This is a genomic window from Massilia sp. Root418 (assembly GCF_001425265.1).
Classification (GTDB): Bacteria; Pseudomonadota; Gammaproteobacteria; order Burkholderiales; family Burkholderiaceae_D; genus Rugamonas.
On sequence record NZ_LMEC01000020.1, the window covers coordinates 1,079,181 to 1,095,642 of the forward strand.

Here is a 16,462-nt window from a genome sequence, read left to right on the forward strand (position 1 = left end):
TTGCCGGCCGGATTATTCCCAGGCCGGCCCTTTCAGTTCCACGGTATTGCCTTCCGGGTCGTTGATGTAGATCGACGGCCCTTCCCCTTCGGCGCCATAGCGCGACTCGGCCGGCCCGGCTTCCACGCCGGCCGCCTTGAGGTGGGCCAGGATCGCGGCCTCATCAAAATCCTCGACCCGGAAGCAGAAATGGTCCACATTGCGCCCCTCCTTGGCTGGCGCGGCCCCGCCCATCCGGCCCAGTTTGCCGTCCACCGGCACCAGGTCGACCAGCGAGCTGCCTGCGCGCAGTTGCAGCAGTCCGATCGCTTCCTGCCGCTTTTCAATGGTACAGCCGAGTACTTCCGTGTAGAACCGGGTCATCTTGTCCAGGTCCACCACGCGCAAGACGATGTGGTCGATTTCCCTCAGTTTGATCATGGTGCCTCCTGTTGTTGTGGTATAGCCTAGATACGGCCGCGTATGAATTTCGCCAGGAAAGTTTTGCATTCCTTGGGTGACATCACCGTAATGGGGTCGCCGTGATAGACATATAAAAACGGCGTACCGCCCAACCTGTCGGTCAGCTTGGCCGATACCAGAAATTGGGTTCCCAGCGGATATACATCAGTATCGCTCATGCTGCGGGCGCAATGCACCAGCAGCGAATGCGAATACGCCTGGCCCGGGACCGGGCAGACCTTCACCTGCCCATCGCGCCAGCAGGACTCCACCGCCACGTCCCGATAAGCATAAATGTCGCGCGCCATCGCAGTTCCTCGTGATTTATTGGGATGCATTATAGTGTATCCACCTTCCCCACACAGAAAGAGCATGCCATGTCGGACACACAGGAAAGCTGGATCGCATTCGAAGCCGCCTATCGCGAAAAGCAGGGCGAAGCAGGTTGTGTCAGCCGCGAGGAATTGCGCAGCCGCAGCGGAATGGAGTTACTGGGCGGCATAGGCGACGGCACCGCGCCGCATCCGCCGATTGCTGAATTAATCGGGTTTATTCCGGTAAGCGTTGAGCCGGGAGTAGCCGTATTCCAGGGCACGCCGGGATTCCAGCACTATAATCCCAGCGGATCGGTGCATGGCGGCTATGCCGCAACGCTGCTCGATACCGCAGTAGGGTGCGCAATTCACTCCACGCTCCCAGCTGGAAAAGGATTTACCACACTGGAATTGAAAGTGAATTATATCCGCGGCATGACCGATAAAACCGGACCGGTGCGGGCAGAAGGCAAGGTTATTACCGTCGGCGGACAAGTGGCCGTAGCCGAAGGGCGCATTACCGACGCCAACGGCAAACTCTATGCATTCGCCACAACCACCTGCCTGATATTCCCCATCTGAGGCCAGCCGTTCGACTTCATACCGGTTTTCAGCATGAACAAGCTAATATCTAGCATGACTGGGCCGTAGCGATGACCAAACTCAAGGTTTTGCGGCCCCCGGCTCAGTTCAATATGGGCTACTGGTACTGGACCGGCAAACGGCTAGAACGGAGACAGAGCGTTTCACTCCGGACGCGGAGACAAATAATGACAACAGAATTATTTCGTTCCGGGAAGCGAACCGAAAGGAATATCCAGAGGCAGACCCCGCGCACATAACCACCATTAAAATCTGGAAAAACGGGAGGCTTGCGCGCGAGATGACAAAAGAAAATCAGGAGCGAATCAGCAACGCTACCGCATCGGCATTAATACCTTCCTCGCGGCCGAGATAACCCATCTTCTCGTTGGTTTTGGCTTTGATATTCACCTGGCCAACCGATACACCCAGATCCTCCGCAATATTCGCCACCATCGCCGTGATATGCGGTGCCATTTTCGGGCGCTGGGCGATGATGGTGGCGTCGATATTCCCAATATCATAGCCGGTGGCTTTTACGCGCTTGGCCGCTTCACGAAGCAGGACGCGGGAATCCGCGCCTTTGAATTCGGGATCGGTATCGGGAAAATGTTTGCCGATATCGCCCAGAGCCGCCGCGCCCAATATGGCGTCGGTAATCGCGTGCAATAAGGCGTCGGCGTCGGAATGGCCAAGCAGGCCAAGGTGGTGGGGAATATCCACGCCGCCCAATATCAGTTTGCGGCCTTCCACCAAACGATGGCAGTCATAACCCTGGCCTATGCGGAATGGGAGTTGTACGGTCATTTTTCGTCCTTTTCTGGATGCGTCAGGTACATTTCTGCGATGCGGATGTCGCTGGGAAGAGTTACTTTCAGATTCCTCGGGTGGCCTTCCACCAGTTGCGGCGACAGGCCCAAAAGCTCCACAGCGCTGGCGTCGTCGGTAATGGCGCTGGGGTCGGCTGCGCTGGCCAGGGCGCGCAGCAGCAGTTCATAGCTGAACATTTGCGGTGTCTGCGCCAGCCACATGCCGTCGCGCGGGAGGGTGGCGGTGGCGCCGGATTTCGTTGTCTTGACAGTGTCGACCACCGGCAGGGCCAGCAGCCCGCCGGCCGGATTGGTGCCCGCTTCCGTGATCAGTTTGGCAATCAATTCCGGCGTCAGGCCGGGACGCGCGGCGTCGTGCACCAGCACAAGGTCGCGGTCGCCGATACGCTCGCGCACCGCCCGCAGGCCGTTCAGGATGCTTTCCATGCGCGTGGCGCCGCCGCAGCGCAGTACGGTGACGCCGGAATCGCTTGCCGCAGCAGCCCCGCCGGCCTCCGGCAGCACCTCGCCGACGTAGCCGTCCCCCTCGCTGACCACGACAAAAGTGTGCGCGATCAGCGGGCTGGACAGGAACGCGTCCACGGTATGGCGCAGCATGGGCTTGCCGTTGATGGGCAGGTACTGCTTGGGATTGGCCGCCGCCATGCGGGAACCGATGCCCGCGGCCGGGATCAGCGCGAAGTTTCTTGGTGCAGTTGTCATTGTTTTCTCGTTATCGGCGGCCCCGGCTCCTGCTCAGCACGGCCTGGATCTCGCCATTGCACGCCTTGCTCAGGCGCTGGTACTCGGCCGGCGCATCGATGTGCGCCTGCACCGCTTCCACTTTGGCCATCTCGGCCTTGATATAGGGCAGCCAGCCGGTGTCGATCTCGCGCGCCAGCGCCACCCGGGCGGTGCCGCCGGGCGCGTACAGCGGCTTGCCGCCGTAGCGGTTGGCCAGGGCGGCACGCACGGTGCGCTCCACCTTGGGCAGATGGTCCATATACGCTTGCATGTGGCGGAACTCGTGCTCCAGGATTTCCTTGTAGCCGCAGCTTCCCGGCGGAAACTCGCTGCTGACGTAGATCAGCACCGGCGCATAGCTCAGCTTGACCGTCACCTGCGGCGACACGCACTCGTAGCCCGTGACCGGATCGGTGAGCATGGCGCCGTCAGACGAGATGGCCACGCGCGACTCGGTCTTGGTCAGCCCCAGCACATAGGTGTTGGCGCGCGCCGCGCCCTTCATGGTGGTAAGCGTGCGGTAGGACAGGTGGTTGTCCACGCTGTAGCCGTTCTGCTGCGCGGTCAGCACCGAGACCGACTTGTTGATGCTGTCCTCGCAGCGGGCCTGGAACGGCGTGCGGCCGGCGCCGGCGGCATGCGCCGAGCCGGCAACCAGCAGGACGCACCAGACCATCCACCGCCACCACATGCTCATCTCGCTCAGCCCGGCTGCCAGACTCCGGCCAGTATCTTCTCCGCCCAGAACGCGCCGATGATGGTTTTCACGTCGGTGATCTCGCCGCTGCGCACCCAGGCCAGCATCTGCTCCACGGTGGCGGTGAAGGTTTCCACGAACTCGCCCTCGTCCAGCTTGGCCGGCCCGGCCGTCAGGCCGCGCGCCAGGAAGATGTCCAGGTGCTCGTCCGAATAGGCGATGGCGTTGTGGATGGTGCAGACGAACTGCCAGTCGGTGCCGGTGTAGCCGGTTTCTTCTTCCAGCTCGCGCTTGGCGCCTTCCAGCGCCGATTCGCCCGCGTCCTTCTTGCCGGCCGGGAGTTCGATGAACACCCGGTTCAGCGGATAGCGGAATTGCCGTTCGAGCAGCACGCGGCCGTCGTCGAGCAGCGGGATGATGACCACCGCGCCGGGGTGCTTGATGTATTCGCGGCCGGTGAGCTTGCCATCCGGCAGCGCAACGCGGTCGTTGTGAACTTTGAGGAAGTGGCCGTCATAGGCCACGCCGCCGTCAATCCTGGTTTCTTTCAGGTGCGCATCCATGCGCCCTCCTCTTGCTGAGACAGAAACCGCAGTGTATCAGTGACGGGGCTTGTACAGGTAGCGCAGCACGAAGCCGGGGAAGGCCAGCACGACGAACAGGCAGGCGGAGATGGCGTAGAACTCCCAGGTTTGCGGGAATACGGTGCCGATGCGGCCTTCCAGCAGGACGGCCACGCCGCCCACCAGGAAGTACAGCGCCGCCAGTTCCATCAGGCGCACCAGGAAGGTCTTGTGCACCGTGGCGCCGGCGCGCCGGGTGGCCGAAGGCGCGCCCGAGGTGAGCGCGGCCTTGACCGGGAGGATAGCGAATACCTTGTCGTTAAAGAACGGCAGGTTGGCGCCCGCAACCGCGAGCATGATGACCAGCCAGCTGGAGGCGCCAATATCCATCAGGCCGCCAAGGTGATCTTCATGGCCTTCAGGCAGGCGTCCAGCAGCGGGCCCGGAATCATGCCCATGCCGACGATGGCCAGCGCGTTCAGGCCCAGCACCAGGCTGGTGTCCGCGTTCACGGCCAGCGGTGCGGTGTCGGTCGGTTCATCGAACCACATGACCTTCACCACGCGCAGGTAGTAGAACGCGCCGATCAGCGAGAACATCACGGCCAGCACGGTCAGCCAGATCTGGCCGGTGTGCAGCACGGCGCTCAGCACCGAGAACTTGGCGGCGAAGCCCACCAGCGGCGGTACGCCGGCCAGCGAGAACATCAGGATGGACATGATCAGTGCGTACCATGGGGAACGCTTGCTCAGGCCCTTGAAGTCGTTCAGCTCGTCGGCTTCGAAGCCCACGCGCGACAACACCATGATCAGGCCGAAGCTGCCCAGCGTGGTCATCACGTAGACGATGGAGTAGTACATCGCCGCGCTGTAAGCTGCGGCGGCGTTGCTCTTGTCCACGCCCACTACGCCGGCCAGCAGGCCCAGCAGCACGAAGCCCATTTGCGCGATGGTCGAGTACGCCAGCATGCGCTTCAGGTTGGTCTGTGCGATGGCGGTCAGGTTGCCGATACCCAGCGACAGCACGGCCAGGATCATCAGCATCTGCTGCCAGTCGTTCGCCATCGGCAGCAGGCCTTCCACCAGCAGGCGTACGCAGATGGCGAAGGTGGCCAGCTTGGGCGCGGCACCCAGCAGCAGGGTCACCGGCGTCGGCGAGCCCTGGTACACGTCGGGCACCCACATGTGGAACGGCACGGCGCCCAGCTTGAAGGCCAGGCCGGCCACCACGAATACCAGGCCGAACACCAGGATGGCAGGCTTGACGGAACCGTCGGCAGCCTTGCGGGCCACTTCGGTCAGTTCCAGCGAACCGGTGGCGCCGTACAGCATGGAGATACCGTACAGCAGGAAGCCGGATGCCAGCGCGCCCAGGATGAAGTACTTCATGGCCGCTTCGGTCGATTGCGCGTGGTCGCGGCGCAGCGCCACCAGGGCGTACAGCGACAGCGACATCAGTTCCAGGCCCAGGTAGATGGACAGGAAGTTGTTACCCGAGATCATGACCATCTGGCCCAGCAGCGCGAACAGCGCCAGCACGTAGAACTCGCCGCCCAGTTCGCCGCCCAGCATGCCGCGCTGGTGCGCGTACTGGCGGGAGTAGATCAGCGTGAGGGCCACGGCCACGTAGGACGCGATCTTCAGCAGGTTCGCCATCGGGTCCGAGATGAACATGTCGTTGAACGCGTACACCGTGGTGCCGGCGTTGAAGTCGGCAAACGAAAAGATGGCGCAGCCGGCCAGGGTCAGCAGGGACAGCACGTAGGTGATCACGCGCTTGCTCTCGCCGAGGAACATATCGATCAGCAGGATGGCCGAAGCGGCCACCAGCAGGAAGATCTCGGCGTACAGCGGCGCCATTGTCGCCACGTGGGTGGCCACGTCGGTGGCCTGATTAATTGGATTCATGTAGAGCTTTCCCGTTATTTCTTATGGCAGCTTGGTCTGCGCGACGTGCTTGAGCAGGTCGGCAACCGAGGTTTGCATCGTGTCGGTGAACGGCGCCGGGTACAGGCCCATCACCAGCACAGCGATCGCCAGTACACCCAGCATCAGGAATTCGCGGCCGTTGATGTCGGTCAGTTCCGCCACGTGGTGGTTGGTCACTTTGCCGAAGATCACGCGCTTGGCCATCCACAGCGAGTACGCCGCGCCCCAGATCAGGGCCGAAGCGGCCACGATGCCGGTCACGAAGTTGAACTGCACCGCGCCCAGGATCACCATGAACTCGCCCACGAAACCGGAGGTTGCCGGCAGGCCGCAGTTGGCCATCGAGAACAGGATGAAGAAGGCGGCGAACTTCGGCATCTTGTTCACCACGCCGCCGTAGTCGGCGATGTTGCGCGAGTGGGCGCGGTCATACAGCACGCCGATGCACAGGAACATGGCGCCGGAGATGAAGCCGTGCGAAATCATCTGCACGATGCCGCCCTGCACCGACATGTCGTTGAACATGAAGAAGCCCAGGGTGACGAAGCCCATGTGCGCGATCGACGAGTAGGCGACCAGCTTTTTCATGTCCTTCTGCACCAGCGCCACCAGGCCGATGTAGACCACGGCGATCAGCGACAGGCCGATCACGAACCAGGCCAGCTCGCGCGAAGCGTCCGGCACGATAGGCAGCGAGAAACGCAGGAAGCCGTAGGCGCCCAGTTTCAGCATGATGGCGGCCAGCACGGCGGAACCGCCGGTCGGCGCTTCCACGTGGACGTCCGGCAGCCAGGTGTGGACCGGGAACATCGGCACTTTCACGGCGAAGGCCATGAAGAAGGCGAAGAAGATCAGGACCTGCTCTTTCATCGTCAGCTTGGCAACGTGCCAGTCGAGGATGTTGAAGCTGCCGGTCTTGTTGTACAGGTAGATGATGGCCACCAGCGTCAGCAGCGAGCCGAAGAAGGTGTACAGGAAGAACTTGAACGACGCGTAAATGCGGTTCGCGCCGCCCCACACGCCGATGATGATGTACATCGGGATCAGCGTGGCTTCGAAGAAGAAGTAGAACAGCAGGCCGTCGGTGGCGGTGAACACGCCGATCATCAGGCCGGACAGGATCAGGAAGGCGCCCATGTACTGGGCCACGCGTTCCTGGATCACTTCCCAGGCCGAGATCACCACGATGATGGTGATGAAGGCGGTCAGCGGCACGAACCACAGCGACAGGCCGTCCACGCCCAGGGCGTAGAAGATGTTGAAGCGTTCGATCCACGGCGATTTCTCGACGAACTGCATGCCGTGCGCGAGGTTGTCGAATCTCGAGATCAGCGGCAGCGTCGGCAGCAGCGAGACGATGGAACCGATCAGGGCCAGCACGCGCACCAGGCCGGCGCGCGAGTCGCGGCCGATGGCCAGCACGATCAGGCCTGCCAGTATCGGCAGCCAGATCGAGAGGCTCAGGTAGGGAGTAAGATTATTCATTGTTGACTGCATCTTTTTTCTCTTTGCGTGTCAGCTGTTAAGCGTGCCAAAACGGCAGGAAGTAGACCAGGAAACCGACAATGCCCAGGATCATCACGAACGCGTAGTGGTAGATGTAACCGGTCTGCGCCAAACGGGTCAGCGAGGAGAACCACGCCACCACTTTGGCACTGCCGTTGACTACCAGGCCGTCGATCAGGGTACGGTCGCCCACTTGCCACAAGCCGTTGCCCAGCACGCGCGCGCCGCCGGCGAACACTGCCTGGTTGAACTTGTCCATGTAGTACTTGTTGTCCAGCAGGGTGTGGATCGCCTTGAACTTGGCGAAGAACCATGCCGGTACGCGCGGATTGATCATGTAGCAGTAGTACGAGGTTGCGACACCGGCAATCGCCAGCCACAGCGGCAGCGAGGTCAGCGAGTGCAGCGCCATGGCCATCGGGCCGTGGAACTCTTCGCCCAGGATCTTCATCGCTTCGTGGTGTTCCGCAATGGTGATCACACCCTTGAAGAAGTCGCCGTGCAGCATGGGCGCGATGGTGAAGTAGCCGATCAGCACCGACGGGATGGCCAGCATCACCAGCGGGAACCAGACCACGAACGGCGACTCGTGCGGTTTCTCGCCCGGGGCCAGGCCGTGGTGGCCGTGATCGTCCTCTTCCTCTTCATGGTGCGCGTCGGAGTCGTGCGCGCCGTGCGCGGCGGCGTGGGCGTCGTGCTGCTTGTCATGATGCGCGTCGTGGCCATGGTCGTGCGCGTGGGCCTTGCCGAAGCGCTCTTCGCCGTGGAATACCAGGAAGTACATGCGGAAGGAGTAGAACGCGGTCACGAACACGCCCGCCAGCACCGCGAAGTTCGCGAAGCCGGCACCCCAGATATGGGTCTCGTGCACGGCTTCGATGATCGAATCCTTCGAGTAGAAGCCCGAGAACAGCGGCGTGCCGATCAGCGCCAGGGAACCCAGCAGCGAAGTGATCCAGGTGATCGGCATGTACTTGCGCAGGCCGCCCATGTTGCGGATGTCCTGGTCGTGGTGCATGCCGATGATGACCGAACCGGCGCCCAGGAACAGCAGTGCCTTGAAGAACGCGTGCGTCATCAGGTGGAACACGGCCACCGAGTAGGCCGAAGCGCCCAGCGCCACGGTCATGTAGCCCAGCTGCGACAGCGTGGAGTACGCCACCACGCGCTTGATGTCGTTCTGGATGATGCCCAGGAAGCCCATGAACAGCGCGGTAATCGAACCGATCACCAGCACGAAGGACAGCGCGGTGTCCGACAGCTCGAACAGCGGCGACATGCGGGTCACCATGAAGATACCGGCGGTCACCATGGTGGCGGCGTGGATCAGCGCGGAGATCGGGGTTGGACCTTCCATCGAGTCCGGCAGCCACACGTGCAGCGGGAACTGGGCCGATTTGCCCATGGCGCCGATGAACAGGCAGATGCAGGCCACGGTCAGCAGCATCCAGTCGGTGCCCGGCAGGTGCAGCAGTGCCAGCGCGTCCTTCTTGGCGAACACTTCCTGGTAGTCCATGGTGCCGGCGTAGGCCAGCAGCAGGCCGATGCCCAGGATGAAGCCGAAGTCGCCCACGCGGTTGACCAGGAAGGCCTTCATGTTGGCGAAGATGGCGGTCGGACGGGTGTACCAGAAACCGATCAGCAGGTAGGACACCAGGCCCACCGCTTCCCAGCCGAAGAACAGCTGCAGGAAGTTGTTGGACATGACCAGCATCAGCATCGAGAACGTGAACAGCGAGATGTAGGAGAAGAAGCGGTTATAGCCTTCGTCGTCCTTCATGTAGCCGATGGTGTAGATGTGCACCATCAGCGACACGAAGGTCACCACGTTCATCATCATCGCCGTCAGGGCGTCGATCTGGAAACCGACCGCCAGCTTCACGCCGGCCACGGTCATCCAGCGGTACACATCGCCGTTATAGGATGCGCCGTCCAGCACTGCGAGCAGGGTCTGGAAGGAAATGATAAAGGCAACCAGCACGCCCAGGATGGTCGCGGTGGTGGAGACCTTGCGGCCGACCACGTTGCCAAAGAATTTGGTGCCAAGCAGGCCCGCAATCGCTGAGCCCGCCAGCGGAGCCAGCGGTACAGCCAAAAGGAGGTTAGGGTTAAGCCCCGTCATGATGAACCTTGTCTATTATTTTCGAGGTGATTGTCGCAACTTAATCCGTCAGCCTTTGAGGCTGTCCAGGTCTTCCACGTTGATGGTGTCCAGGTTACGGAACATCACCACCAGAATGGCCAGGCCGATTGCCGATTCGGCAGCCGCCACGGTCAGGATGAAGAAGACGAAGATCTGGCCGGCAGCGTCGCCGAGATAGTGCGAGAAGGCGATGAAATTCATGTTCACTGCCAGCAGCATCAGTTCGATGGCCATCAGCAGGACGATGATGTTCTTGCGGTTCAGGAAAATACCGACGATCGAGATCGCGAACAGGATCGCGCCCAGGACCAGGTAGTGAGCCAGGGATAAAGTCATTGCGCCTCCTTCGGTGCTTCAGTCGTTGCCGCGTCGCGGGCGGTCGCCTTCATCTTGACGATGCGCAGGCGGTCGTTGCGCTTGACGCGCACGGCGTCAGCAGGATCGAAGTACTTGATGTCCTTGCGCTTGCGCAGGGTCAGCGCCACGGCGGCGATGATGGCCACCAGCAGCACGGCTGCGGCGATCTCGAAAGCGTAGATGTACTCGGTGTAGATCAGCATGCCCAGCGCCTTGGTCGAGCCGATGGTGCCGGCAGCTTCCGGCGCGGCTGCGCCGTTGATGCCGAACGAGCGCCAGATCACCGACGCCATCTCCAGCACGATGATGCCGCCGATCACGCCGGCGATGGGCAGGTAGCCCCAGAAGCCTTCGCGCATCTTGGCCACGTGGATGTCGAGCATCATCACCACGAACAGGAACAGCACCATCACGGCGCCGACGTACACCAGCACCAGCACGATGGAGAGGAACTCGGCTTTCAGCAGCATCCAGATGCCGGCGGCCTGGAAGAAGGCCAGCACCAGGAACAGCGCGGCCTGCACCGGGTTCGGGGCCGTAATTACGCGGATCGACGCCAGCACCAGGATGGCGGAGAACACGTAGAACAAAACGGTTGTGAAGTTAAAGTCCATTTATAGTCCAAATCAGGTTCGGCGGCGATCAGCGGTACGCTGCATCCGCTTCGCGGTTGGCGGCGATGTCCGCTTCGTAGCGGTCGCCCACTGCCAGCAGCATCTCTTTGGTGTAGTACAGATCGCCGCGCTTCTCGCCGTGGTATTCCAGCACGTGGGTTTCCACGATCGAGTCCACCGGGCAGGATTCTTCGCAGAAGCCGCAGAAGATGCACTTGGTCAGGTCGATGTCGTAGCGCGTGGTGCGGCGCGAGCCGTCGTCGCGCTGTTCCGACTCGATCGTGATGGCCATCGCCGGGCACACCGCTTCGCACAGTTTGCAGGCGATGCAGCGCTCTTCCCCGTTCGGGTAGCGGCGCAGCGCGTGCAGGCCGCGGAAGCGCGGCGACATCGGCGTCTTCTCTTCCGGGTACTGCACCGTGATCTTGCGGGCGAACATGTACTTGCCCGTCAGGGCCATGCCTTTGATCAGTTCCGACAGCATCAGGCTGCCGAAGAAGTCTTTAACTTTTTCCATGTCTGCTTCCTTACTTCCAAATATTCCACGACGTCTGCATCACGCCGGCCACCAGCACCAGCCAGACCAGGGTCAGGGGGATGAACACTTTCCAGCCCAGACGCATGATCTGGTCATAGCGGTAGCGTGGGAAAGTACCGCGCACCCAGATGAAGATCGACACGATGGCGAAGGTCTTCGCGAACAGCCAGAAGAAGCCGCCGAAACCGCCGCCGAATTCCAGGAATTTGAACGGTGCAGCCCAGCCGCCCAGGAACATGATCGATGCCAGCACGCCCACCAGGATCATGTTGGCGTATTCGGCCAGCATGAACATGGCGTACGACATGCCCGAGTATTCCACCATGTGGCCGGCCACGATTTCCGACTCGCCTTCCACCACGTCGAACGGGTGGCGGTTGGTCTCGGCCAGGCCGGAGGTCAGGTAGATCACGAACAGCGGCAGCAGCGGCAGCCAGTTCCAGGACAGGAAGTTCAGGCCGGCGTCGACCATCTGGCCCTTGCCCTGCATGCCGACGATGTCGATGAAGTTCAGCGAACCGGACACCATCAGGATCACCACCAGCACGAAGCCCATCGGGATTTCGTAGGAGATCATCTGCGCCGAGGCGCGCATCGCGCCCAGGAAGGAGAACTTCGAGTTCGATGCCCAGCCGGCGATGATCACGCCGTACACTTCCATCGAGGTCACGGCCATCAGCAGCAGCAGGCCGGCGTTCACGTTGGCCAGCACCGCCTCCGGGCCGAACGGGATGACCGACCAGGCGGCCAGCGCCGGCATGATGGTCATCACGGGACCGATCACGAACAGGCCCTTGGCGGCCTTGGTCGGGATCACGATCTCTTTGAGCAGCAGTTTCAGCGCGTCGGCGATCGGCTGCAGCAGGCCGCCCGGGCCCACGCGGTTGGGGCCGATACGGATCTGGATCCAGCCGATCAGCTTGCGCTCCCACAGGGTGGCGTAGGCGACCAGGCCCATCAGCGGCAGCAGGACGCACAGCAGCTTGATCATGGTCCAGACGAGGAACCACAGTTGCGGGCCCAGCAGGGCCGAGCCGTTGGTGGTGATGGTGTTGACGAATTCCAGCGCCATTACTTGGCCTCCCCTGCTTTGGCTACGGTGATGGCACCGAACATGGCGCCCAGCTTGGCGGTCGATGCGTGCGCGGCAGGCACGCGGACCACGTTGGCCGCCAGGCCAGCGTCGACCACGGCGTCCAGCACGGCCGAACCGCTGCCCTGGGTCACACTGACTTTATCGCCGGACTTGATACCCAGCGCGGCGGCGGTCGCCACCGAGATGCGCGCCACGGGAGCGGCGCCGTCGATGGTGGCCAGCAGCGGGCCGGAACGGCGCGCCAGCGCGTCGGCGAAGTGGATAGGCACGTCGGCCAGGCGCTCCAGCGCACCGGCGCTGCCGAAGGCCGCCGGGGTGGCGGCTTTTTTCGACAGGTTGTTCAGCCTGGCCGACAGGTCGGTCACGCCCTTGCCGAACAGTTCGTCGCGGATGGCTTCCGAGGTGTCGTAGTCGAAACCGGACAGGCCCAGGATGTTGCCCAGCACGCGCAGCACTTTCCAGGCCGGACGCGCTTCAGCCAGCGGCTTGACGGTGCCGTTGAAGCTTTGTGCGCGGCCTTCGGCGTTGACGAAGGTGCCCGAGGTTTCGCTGAACGGCGCGATCGGCAGCAGCACGTCGGCGTAGTCCATGCCGTGCTTGAAGGCGGACATCACGACCACCATCTCGGCTTGCTTGAGCGCGGCGGCGGCGGCTTGCGGGTTGGCCGCATCCAGTTCCGGTTCCGCGTTCAGCAGCAGGTAGGCTTTCTTCGGCGCGCTGAAAGCCGGCGCGGCGTTCTTCGCGGTGGCGTTCACCAGGTAGCCGCCCACGGTATTGGCGGCGTCCACCAGGTAGCCCAGCTTGGCGCCGGTCTGTTCGGCGATCCACTGCGCAGCGGCGTGCAGCGCGGACGCTTGCGGATGCGCGGCGGCGGCGTTGCCCAGGAAGATAGCCTTATTTTTCACGTTCTGCTCACCCGACAGCAGCGAAGCGGCGATGCCCTTGGCGGCGTCGGAGGCTTCAACGCCTTCAAACCCGGCAGGCGCGGCAACTTCTTTCGCGGCAGCCACGGCCACCACGACTTGCGACAGCGCAGCCAGCCAGTCGGACGGCGCGGCAACGATCTGGTTCGCCACGGTGATCAGGCTGTCGTCGGCGGTGGCGTTCAGCACGGACAGCTTGGCGCCCGACTTGACGGCGGCGCGGAGGCGGGTCGCCAGCAGCGGGTGGTCCTTGCGCAGGAAGGAACCGATCACGAACACGCGCTGCAGGCCGGTCACGTCGGCAACCGGCATGCCCAGCCATGGGGTCACTTCGCCGTCCAGCGCGAAATCGCTCTGGCGCAGGCGGAAGTCCACGTGCTCGGAACCGAGCGAGCGGGTCAGCTTTTGCAGCAGGTGCAGTTCTTCGGTGGTCGAGTGCGGGGTCGCATAGGAAGCGATCGCATCGGCGCCGTGTTCATGCTTGATGTTCTTCAGGCCGTGCGCCACGTACTCCAGCGCGGTCTGCCAGTCCACTTCCTTCCATTCGCCGCCCTGCTTCAGCATCGGCTGGGTCAGGCGCTCGGCGCTGTCCAGTGCCTCGTAGGAGAAGCGGTCCTTGTCGGAAATCCAGCACTCGTTGACCGCGTCGTTTTCCAGCGGCAGCACGCGCATGACCTTGCCGCCCTTGACCTGGACGATCAGGTTGGCGCCCAGCGAGTCGTGCGGGGACACGGATTTGCGGCGCGACAGTTCCCAGGTGCGGGCGCTGTAGCGGAACGGCTTGGAGGTCAGCGCGCCCACCGGGCACAGGTCGATCATATTGCCCGACATTTCGGAGCTGACCGCTTCGCCGACGAAGCTGGTGATTTCCGAGTGTTCGCCGCGGCCGATCATGCCCAGCTCCATCACGCCGGCCACTTCCTGGCCGAAACGCACGCAGCGGGTGCACTGGATGCAGCGCGCCATTTCCTGCATGGACACCAGCGGGCCGGCCTGCTTGGGCACCACCACGCGCTTGTCTTCCGCGTAGCGCGATTCGCCCTTGCCGTAGCCTACCGCCAAGTCCTGCAGCTGGCATTCGCCGCCCTGGTCGCAGATCGGGCAGTCCAGCGGGTGGTTAATCAGCAGGAATTCCATCACGGACTTCTGCGCCTGCACAGCCTTGTCGCTGGCCGAGCGCACGATCATGCCCGCGGACACGGGCGTGGCGCAAGCGGGCAAAGGCTTGGGGGCCTTTTCCACTTCGACCAGGCACATGCGGCAGTTCGCTGCGATCGACAATTTCTTGTGATAGCAGAAGTGCGGGATGTAGGTTCCCAATTTGTTGGCAGCGTCCATCACCATGCTACCAGCAGGGACTTCGACTTTCTTGCCGTCTATTTCGATTTCAACCATGGTGATCGTTACGCAGCTTAGAGGTAAGCGGGCACCAAGCAATGCTTGTGCTCGACGTGATATTCAAATTCTTCGCGGAATTGCTTGACGAAGGCGCGTACCGGCATCGCGGCGGCATCGCCCAGGGCGCAGATGGTGCGGCCCTGGATGTTGTCGGCGACCGAATTCAGCAGATCCAGATCTTCCGGACGGCCCTGGCCGTGCTCGATGCGGTGGACCACGCGGTACATCCAGCCCGTGCCTTCGCGGCATGGGGTGCACTGGCCGCACGATTCTTCGAAGTAGAAGTAGGACAGGCGTTCCAGCGCCTTCACCATGCAGCGCGTCTCGTCCATGACGATGATGGCGCCCGAGCCCAGCATGGAGCCGGCCTTGGCGATCGAGTCATAGTCCAGATCGGTTTGCATCATGATGTCGCCGCGCACCACCGGTGCCGACGACCCGCCGGGAATCACGGCCTTGATCTTCTTGCCGCCGCGCATGCCGCCCGCCAGTTCCAGGAACTCGGCGAACGAGGTGCCCAGCGGGACTTCGTAGTTGCCCGGACGCTCGATGTCGCCCGAGATCGAGAAGATCTTGGTGCCGCCGTTGTTCGGCTTGCCCAGCGCCAGGTAGTTCTCCGCGCCGATGTTCAGGATGAACGGCACGGCAGCGAAGGTTTCCGTGTTGTTGATGGTGGTCGGCTTGCCGTACAGGCCGAACGAGGCCGGGAACGGCGGCTTGAAGCGCGGCTGGCCTTTCTTGCCTTCCAGCGATTCCAGCAGCGCGGTTTCCTCGCCGCAGATGTAGGCGCCGTAGCCGTGGTGCGCGTGCAGCTGGAAGCTGAACTCGCTGCCCATGATCTTGTCGCCCAGGAAGCCGGCGGCGCGCGCCTCTTCCAGCGCCTCTTCAAAGCGCAGGTATTCCTGGAAGATCTCGCCATGGATGTAGTTGTAGCCCACGGTGATGCCCATCGCGTAGGCGCCGATGGCCATGCCTTCGATCAGCGCGTGCGGGTTGTAGCGGATGATGTCGCGGTCCTTGAACGTGCCCGGCTCGCCCTCGTCGGTATTGCAGACGAGGTACTTCTGGCCAGGGAACTGGCGCGGCATGAAGCTCCACTTCAGGCCGGTCGGGAAACCGGCGCCGCCGCGGCCGCGCAGGCCCGAGGTCTTCAGGTCGGCGATGATGGTTTCCGGGGCGATCTTCTCTTCCAGGATGCGGCGCAGCGCCGAGTAGCCGCCACGCTTGACGTAGTCGGCCAGGTGCCAGTTGTCGCCGTTCAGATCTTTCAGGATCAGCGGCTTGATGTGACGGTCGTGCAGGCTGGTCATTTGTTCGATTCCTTCAGTTCAACCACGAGCGCGTCGATCTTGTCGTTCGACATGAAGGAGCACATGCGGTGGTTGTTTACCAGCAGCACCGGCGCGTCGCCGCAGGCGCCCATGCACTCGCCTTCCATCAGCGTGAATTCGCCGTCTTCGGTGGTGTCGCGGTAGTCGATGCCCAGCTTCTGCTTCAGGTGGTGCGCGGCGCGCTCCCCGCCCGACAGCGCGCACGGCAGGTTGGTGCACACGGTGATCTTGTGCTTGCCGACCGGCTTGGTGTTGTACATATTGTAGAAAGTGGCCACTTCCTGCACGGCGATGGCCGGCATGCGGATGTAATCGGCCAGTTCCTGCATCACTTCGGTGGAGACCCAGCCCAGTTCAACCTGGGCGTGGGCCAGCGCGGCCATCACGGCGGACTGGCGCTGGTCGTCCGGATACTTGGCCAGTTCGCGGTCGATCTTTTTGTAGCACTGCTCTGATAACAACATTCTTTTCGCCTCTC

Annotated in this window: 18 protein-coding genes; 1 reads left to right on the forward strand and 17 read right to left on the reverse strand. The window is 62.5% G+C overall.

The window, feature by feature from the left end:
• Positions 1–12: 12 nt before the first annotated feature.
• A complete protein-coding gene (locus ASC94_RS17090) occupies positions 13–420 on the reverse strand; it encodes a VOC family protein (protein ID WP_056397229.1) in 408 nt (135 codons plus the stop codon).
• A gap of 26 nt (positions 421–446) precedes the next feature.
• A complete protein-coding gene (locus ASC94_RS17095; protein WP_157201479.1) occupies positions 447–779 on the reverse strand; it encodes a hypothetical protein in 333 nt (110 codons plus the stop codon).
• Between the two features lie 39 nt (positions 780–818).
• Between ASC94_RS17095 and ASC94_RS17100 the strand changes: the two genes are divergently transcribed.
• A complete protein-coding gene (locus ASC94_RS17100; RefSeq protein ID WP_056397244.1) occupies positions 819–1,337 on the forward strand; it encodes a PaaI family thioesterase in 519 nt (172 codons plus the stop codon).
• Between the two features lie 315 nt (positions 1,338–1,652).
• Here the strand turns inward: ASC94_RS17100 and ispF are convergent, their stop codons facing one another.
• The 15 genes from ispF to nuoE are packed head-to-tail and all read right to left on the reverse strand — an operon-like array spanning position 1,653 to position 16,448.
• Positions 1,653–2,144 (reverse strand): 2-C-methyl-D-erythritol 2,4-cyclodiphosphate synthase, encoded by a 492-nt coding sequence (gene ispF / locus ASC94_RS17105; protein ID WP_056397245.1) that lies wholly within the window; start codon positions 2,142–2,144, stop codon positions 1,653–1,655.
• Positions 2,141–2,869, reverse strand: a complete 729-nt coding sequence (gene ispD / locus ASC94_RS17110; protein ID WP_056397246.1) for a 2-C-methyl-D-erythritol 4-phosphate cytidylyltransferase — start codon at positions 2,867–2,869, stop codon at positions 2,141–2,143. The genes ispF and ispD overlap by 4 nt, the downstream gene beginning before the upstream one ends.
• Before the next feature lie 10 nt (positions 2,870–2,879).
• Positions 2,880–3,566, reverse strand: a complete 687-nt coding sequence (locus tag ASC94_RS17115; protein ID WP_157201480.1) for a hypothetical protein — start codon at positions 3,564–3,566, stop codon at positions 2,880–2,882.
• 26 nt (positions 3,567–3,592) lie between these two features.
• Positions 3,593–4,150: an NUDIX domain-containing protein gene (locus ASC94_RS17120; RefSeq protein ID WP_056397248.1), complete on the reverse strand. Its 558-nt coding sequence runs from the start codon at positions 4,148–4,150 to the stop codon at positions 3,593–3,595.
• Between the two features lie 36 nt (positions 4,151–4,186).
• On the reverse strand, positions 4,187–4,540 hold the full coding sequence (locus tag ASC94_RS17125) for a DUF2818 family protein (protein ID WP_056397251.1): 354 nt from the start codon (positions 4,538–4,540) through the stop codon (positions 4,187–4,189).
• Positions 4,540–6,057: an NADH-quinone oxidoreductase subunit NuoN gene (gene nuoN, locus ASC94_RS17130; protein ID WP_229417304.1), complete on the reverse strand. Its 1,518-nt coding sequence runs from the start codon at positions 6,055–6,057 to the stop codon at positions 4,540–4,542. The genes ASC94_RS17125 and nuoN overlap by 1 nt, the downstream gene beginning before the upstream one ends.
• 21 nt (positions 6,058–6,078) lie before the next feature.
• Entirely contained in the window at positions 6,079–7,563 is a 1,485-nt protein-coding gene (locus tag ASC94_RS17135) for an NADH-quinone oxidoreductase subunit M (RefSeq protein WP_229417305.1), read from the reverse strand.
• Positions 7,564–7,600: 37 nt separating this feature from the next.
• Complete coding sequence (nuoL, locus tag ASC94_RS17140; RefSeq protein WP_056397256.1) at positions 7,601–9,706, reverse strand: NADH-quinone oxidoreductase subunit L; 2,106 nt, start codon at positions 9,704–9,706, stop codon at positions 7,601–7,603.
• A gap of 48 nt (positions 9,707–9,754) precedes the next feature.
• Complete coding sequence (gene nuoK, locus ASC94_RS17145) at positions 9,755–10,063, reverse strand: NADH-quinone oxidoreductase subunit NuoK (protein ID WP_008450334.1); 309 nt, start codon at positions 10,061–10,063, stop codon at positions 9,755–9,757.
• Complete coding sequence (locus ASC94_RS17150; protein ID WP_056397258.1) at positions 10,060–10,698, reverse strand: NADH-quinone oxidoreductase subunit J; 639 nt, start codon at positions 10,696–10,698, stop codon at positions 10,060–10,062. Before ASC94_RS17150 ends, nuoK begins: the two co-directional genes overlap by 4 nt.
• Before the next feature lie 28 nt (positions 10,699–10,726).
• Entirely contained in the window at positions 10,727–11,215 is a 489-nt protein-coding gene (gene nuoI / locus ASC94_RS17155) for an NADH-quinone oxidoreductase subunit NuoI (protein WP_056397264.1), read from the reverse strand.
• A 10-nt stretch (positions 11,216–11,225) separates the two neighbouring features.
• Complete coding sequence (gene nuoH / locus ASC94_RS17160) at positions 11,226–12,308, reverse strand: NADH-quinone oxidoreductase subunit NuoH (RefSeq protein WP_056397266.1); 1,083 nt, start codon at positions 12,306–12,308, stop codon at positions 11,226–11,228.
• The gene (gene nuoG / locus ASC94_RS17165; protein ID WP_056397275.1) at positions 12,308–14,650 is read right to left on the reverse strand and encodes an NADH-quinone oxidoreductase subunit NuoG; all 2,343 of its coding nucleotides are present in this window, start codon (positions 14,648–14,650) and stop codon (positions 12,308–12,310) included. Before nuoG ends, nuoH begins: the two co-directional genes overlap by 1 nt.
• A 17-nt stretch (positions 14,651–14,667) precedes the next feature.
• Positions 14,668–15,963, reverse strand: a complete 1,296-nt coding sequence (gene nuoF, locus ASC94_RS17170; RefSeq protein WP_056397278.1) for an NADH-quinone oxidoreductase subunit NuoF — start codon at positions 15,961–15,963, stop codon at positions 14,668–14,670.
• Entirely contained in the window at positions 15,960–16,448 is a 489-nt protein-coding gene (gene nuoE / locus ASC94_RS17175; RefSeq protein ID WP_056397280.1) for an NADH-quinone oxidoreductase subunit NuoE, read from the reverse strand. Before nuoE ends, nuoF begins: the two co-directional genes overlap by 4 nt.
• Positions 16,449–16,462: the final 14 nt, after the last annotated feature.

Excerpts from the sequence above, each read along its gene's own strand:
- nuoF (WP_056397278.1), bottom strand. The coding sequence starts at position 15,963 with ATGACCAGCCTGCACGACCGTCACATCAAGCCGCTGATCCTGAAAGAT.
- nuoH (WP_056397266.1), bottom strand. The coding sequence starts at position 12,308 with ATGGCGCTGGAATTCGTCAACACCATCACCACCAACGGCTCGGCCCTG.
- ASC94_RS17150 (WP_056397258.1), bottom strand. The coding sequence starts at position 10,698 with ATGGACTTTAACTTCACAACCGTTTTGTTCTACGTGTTCTCCGCCATC.
- ispD (WP_056397246.1), bottom strand. The coding sequence starts at position 2,869 with ATGACAACTGCACCAAGAAACTTCGCGCTGATCCCGGCCGCGGGCATC.
- nuoN (WP_229417304.1), bottom strand. The coding sequence starts at position 6,057 with ATGAATCCAATTAATCAGGCCACCGACGTGGCCACCCACGTGGCGACA.
- nuoI (WP_056397264.1), bottom strand. The coding sequence starts at position 11,215 with ATGGAAAAAGTTAAAGACTTCTTCGGCAGCCTGATGCTGTCGGAACTG.
- ASC94_RS17120 (WP_056397248.1), bottom strand. The coding sequence starts at position 4,150 with ATGGATGCGCACCTGAAAGAAACCAGGATTGACGGCGGCGTGGCCTAT.
- ASC94_RS17135 (WP_229417305.1), bottom strand. The coding sequence starts at position 7,563 with ATGAATAATCTTACTCCCTACCTGAGCCTCTCGATCTGGCTGCCGATA.
- ASC94_RS17125 (WP_056397251.1), bottom strand. The coding sequence starts at position 4,540 with ATGGATATTGGCGCCTCCAGCTGGCTGGTCATCATGCTCGCGGTTGCG.
- nuoE (WP_056397280.1), bottom strand. The coding sequence starts at position 16,448 with ATGTTGTTATCAGAGCAGTGCTACAAAAAGATCGACCGCGAACTGGCC.
- nuoG (WP_056397275.1), bottom strand. The coding sequence starts at position 14,650 with ATGGTTGAAATCGAAATAGACGGCAAGAAAGTCGAAGTCCCTGCTGGT.
- nuoL (WP_056397256.1), bottom strand. The coding sequence starts at position 9,706 with ATGACGGGGCTTAACCCTAACCTCCTTTTGGCTGTACCGCTGGCTCCG.
- nuoK (WP_008450334.1), bottom strand. The coding sequence starts at position 10,063 with ATGACTTTATCCCTGGCTCACTACCTGGTCCTGGGCGCGATCCTGTTC.
- ASC94_RS17100 (WP_056397244.1), top strand. The coding sequence starts at position 819 with ATGTCGGACACACAGGAAAGCTGGATCGCATTCGAAGCCGCCTATCGC.
- ASC94_RS17095 (WP_157201479.1), bottom strand. The coding sequence starts at position 779 with ATGCATCCCAATAAATCACGAGGAACTGCGATGGCGCGCGACATTTAT.
- ASC94_RS17115 (WP_157201480.1), bottom strand. The coding sequence starts at position 3,566 with ATGGTCTGGTGCGTCCTGCTGGTTGCCGGCTCGGCGCATGCCGCCGGC.
- ispF (WP_056397245.1), bottom strand. The coding sequence starts at position 2,144 with ATGACCGTACAACTCCCATTCCGCATAGGCCAGGGTTATGACTGCCAT.
- ASC94_RS17090 (WP_056397229.1), bottom strand. The coding sequence starts at position 420 with ATGATCAAACTGAGGGAAATCGACCACATCGTCTTGCGCGTGGTGGAC.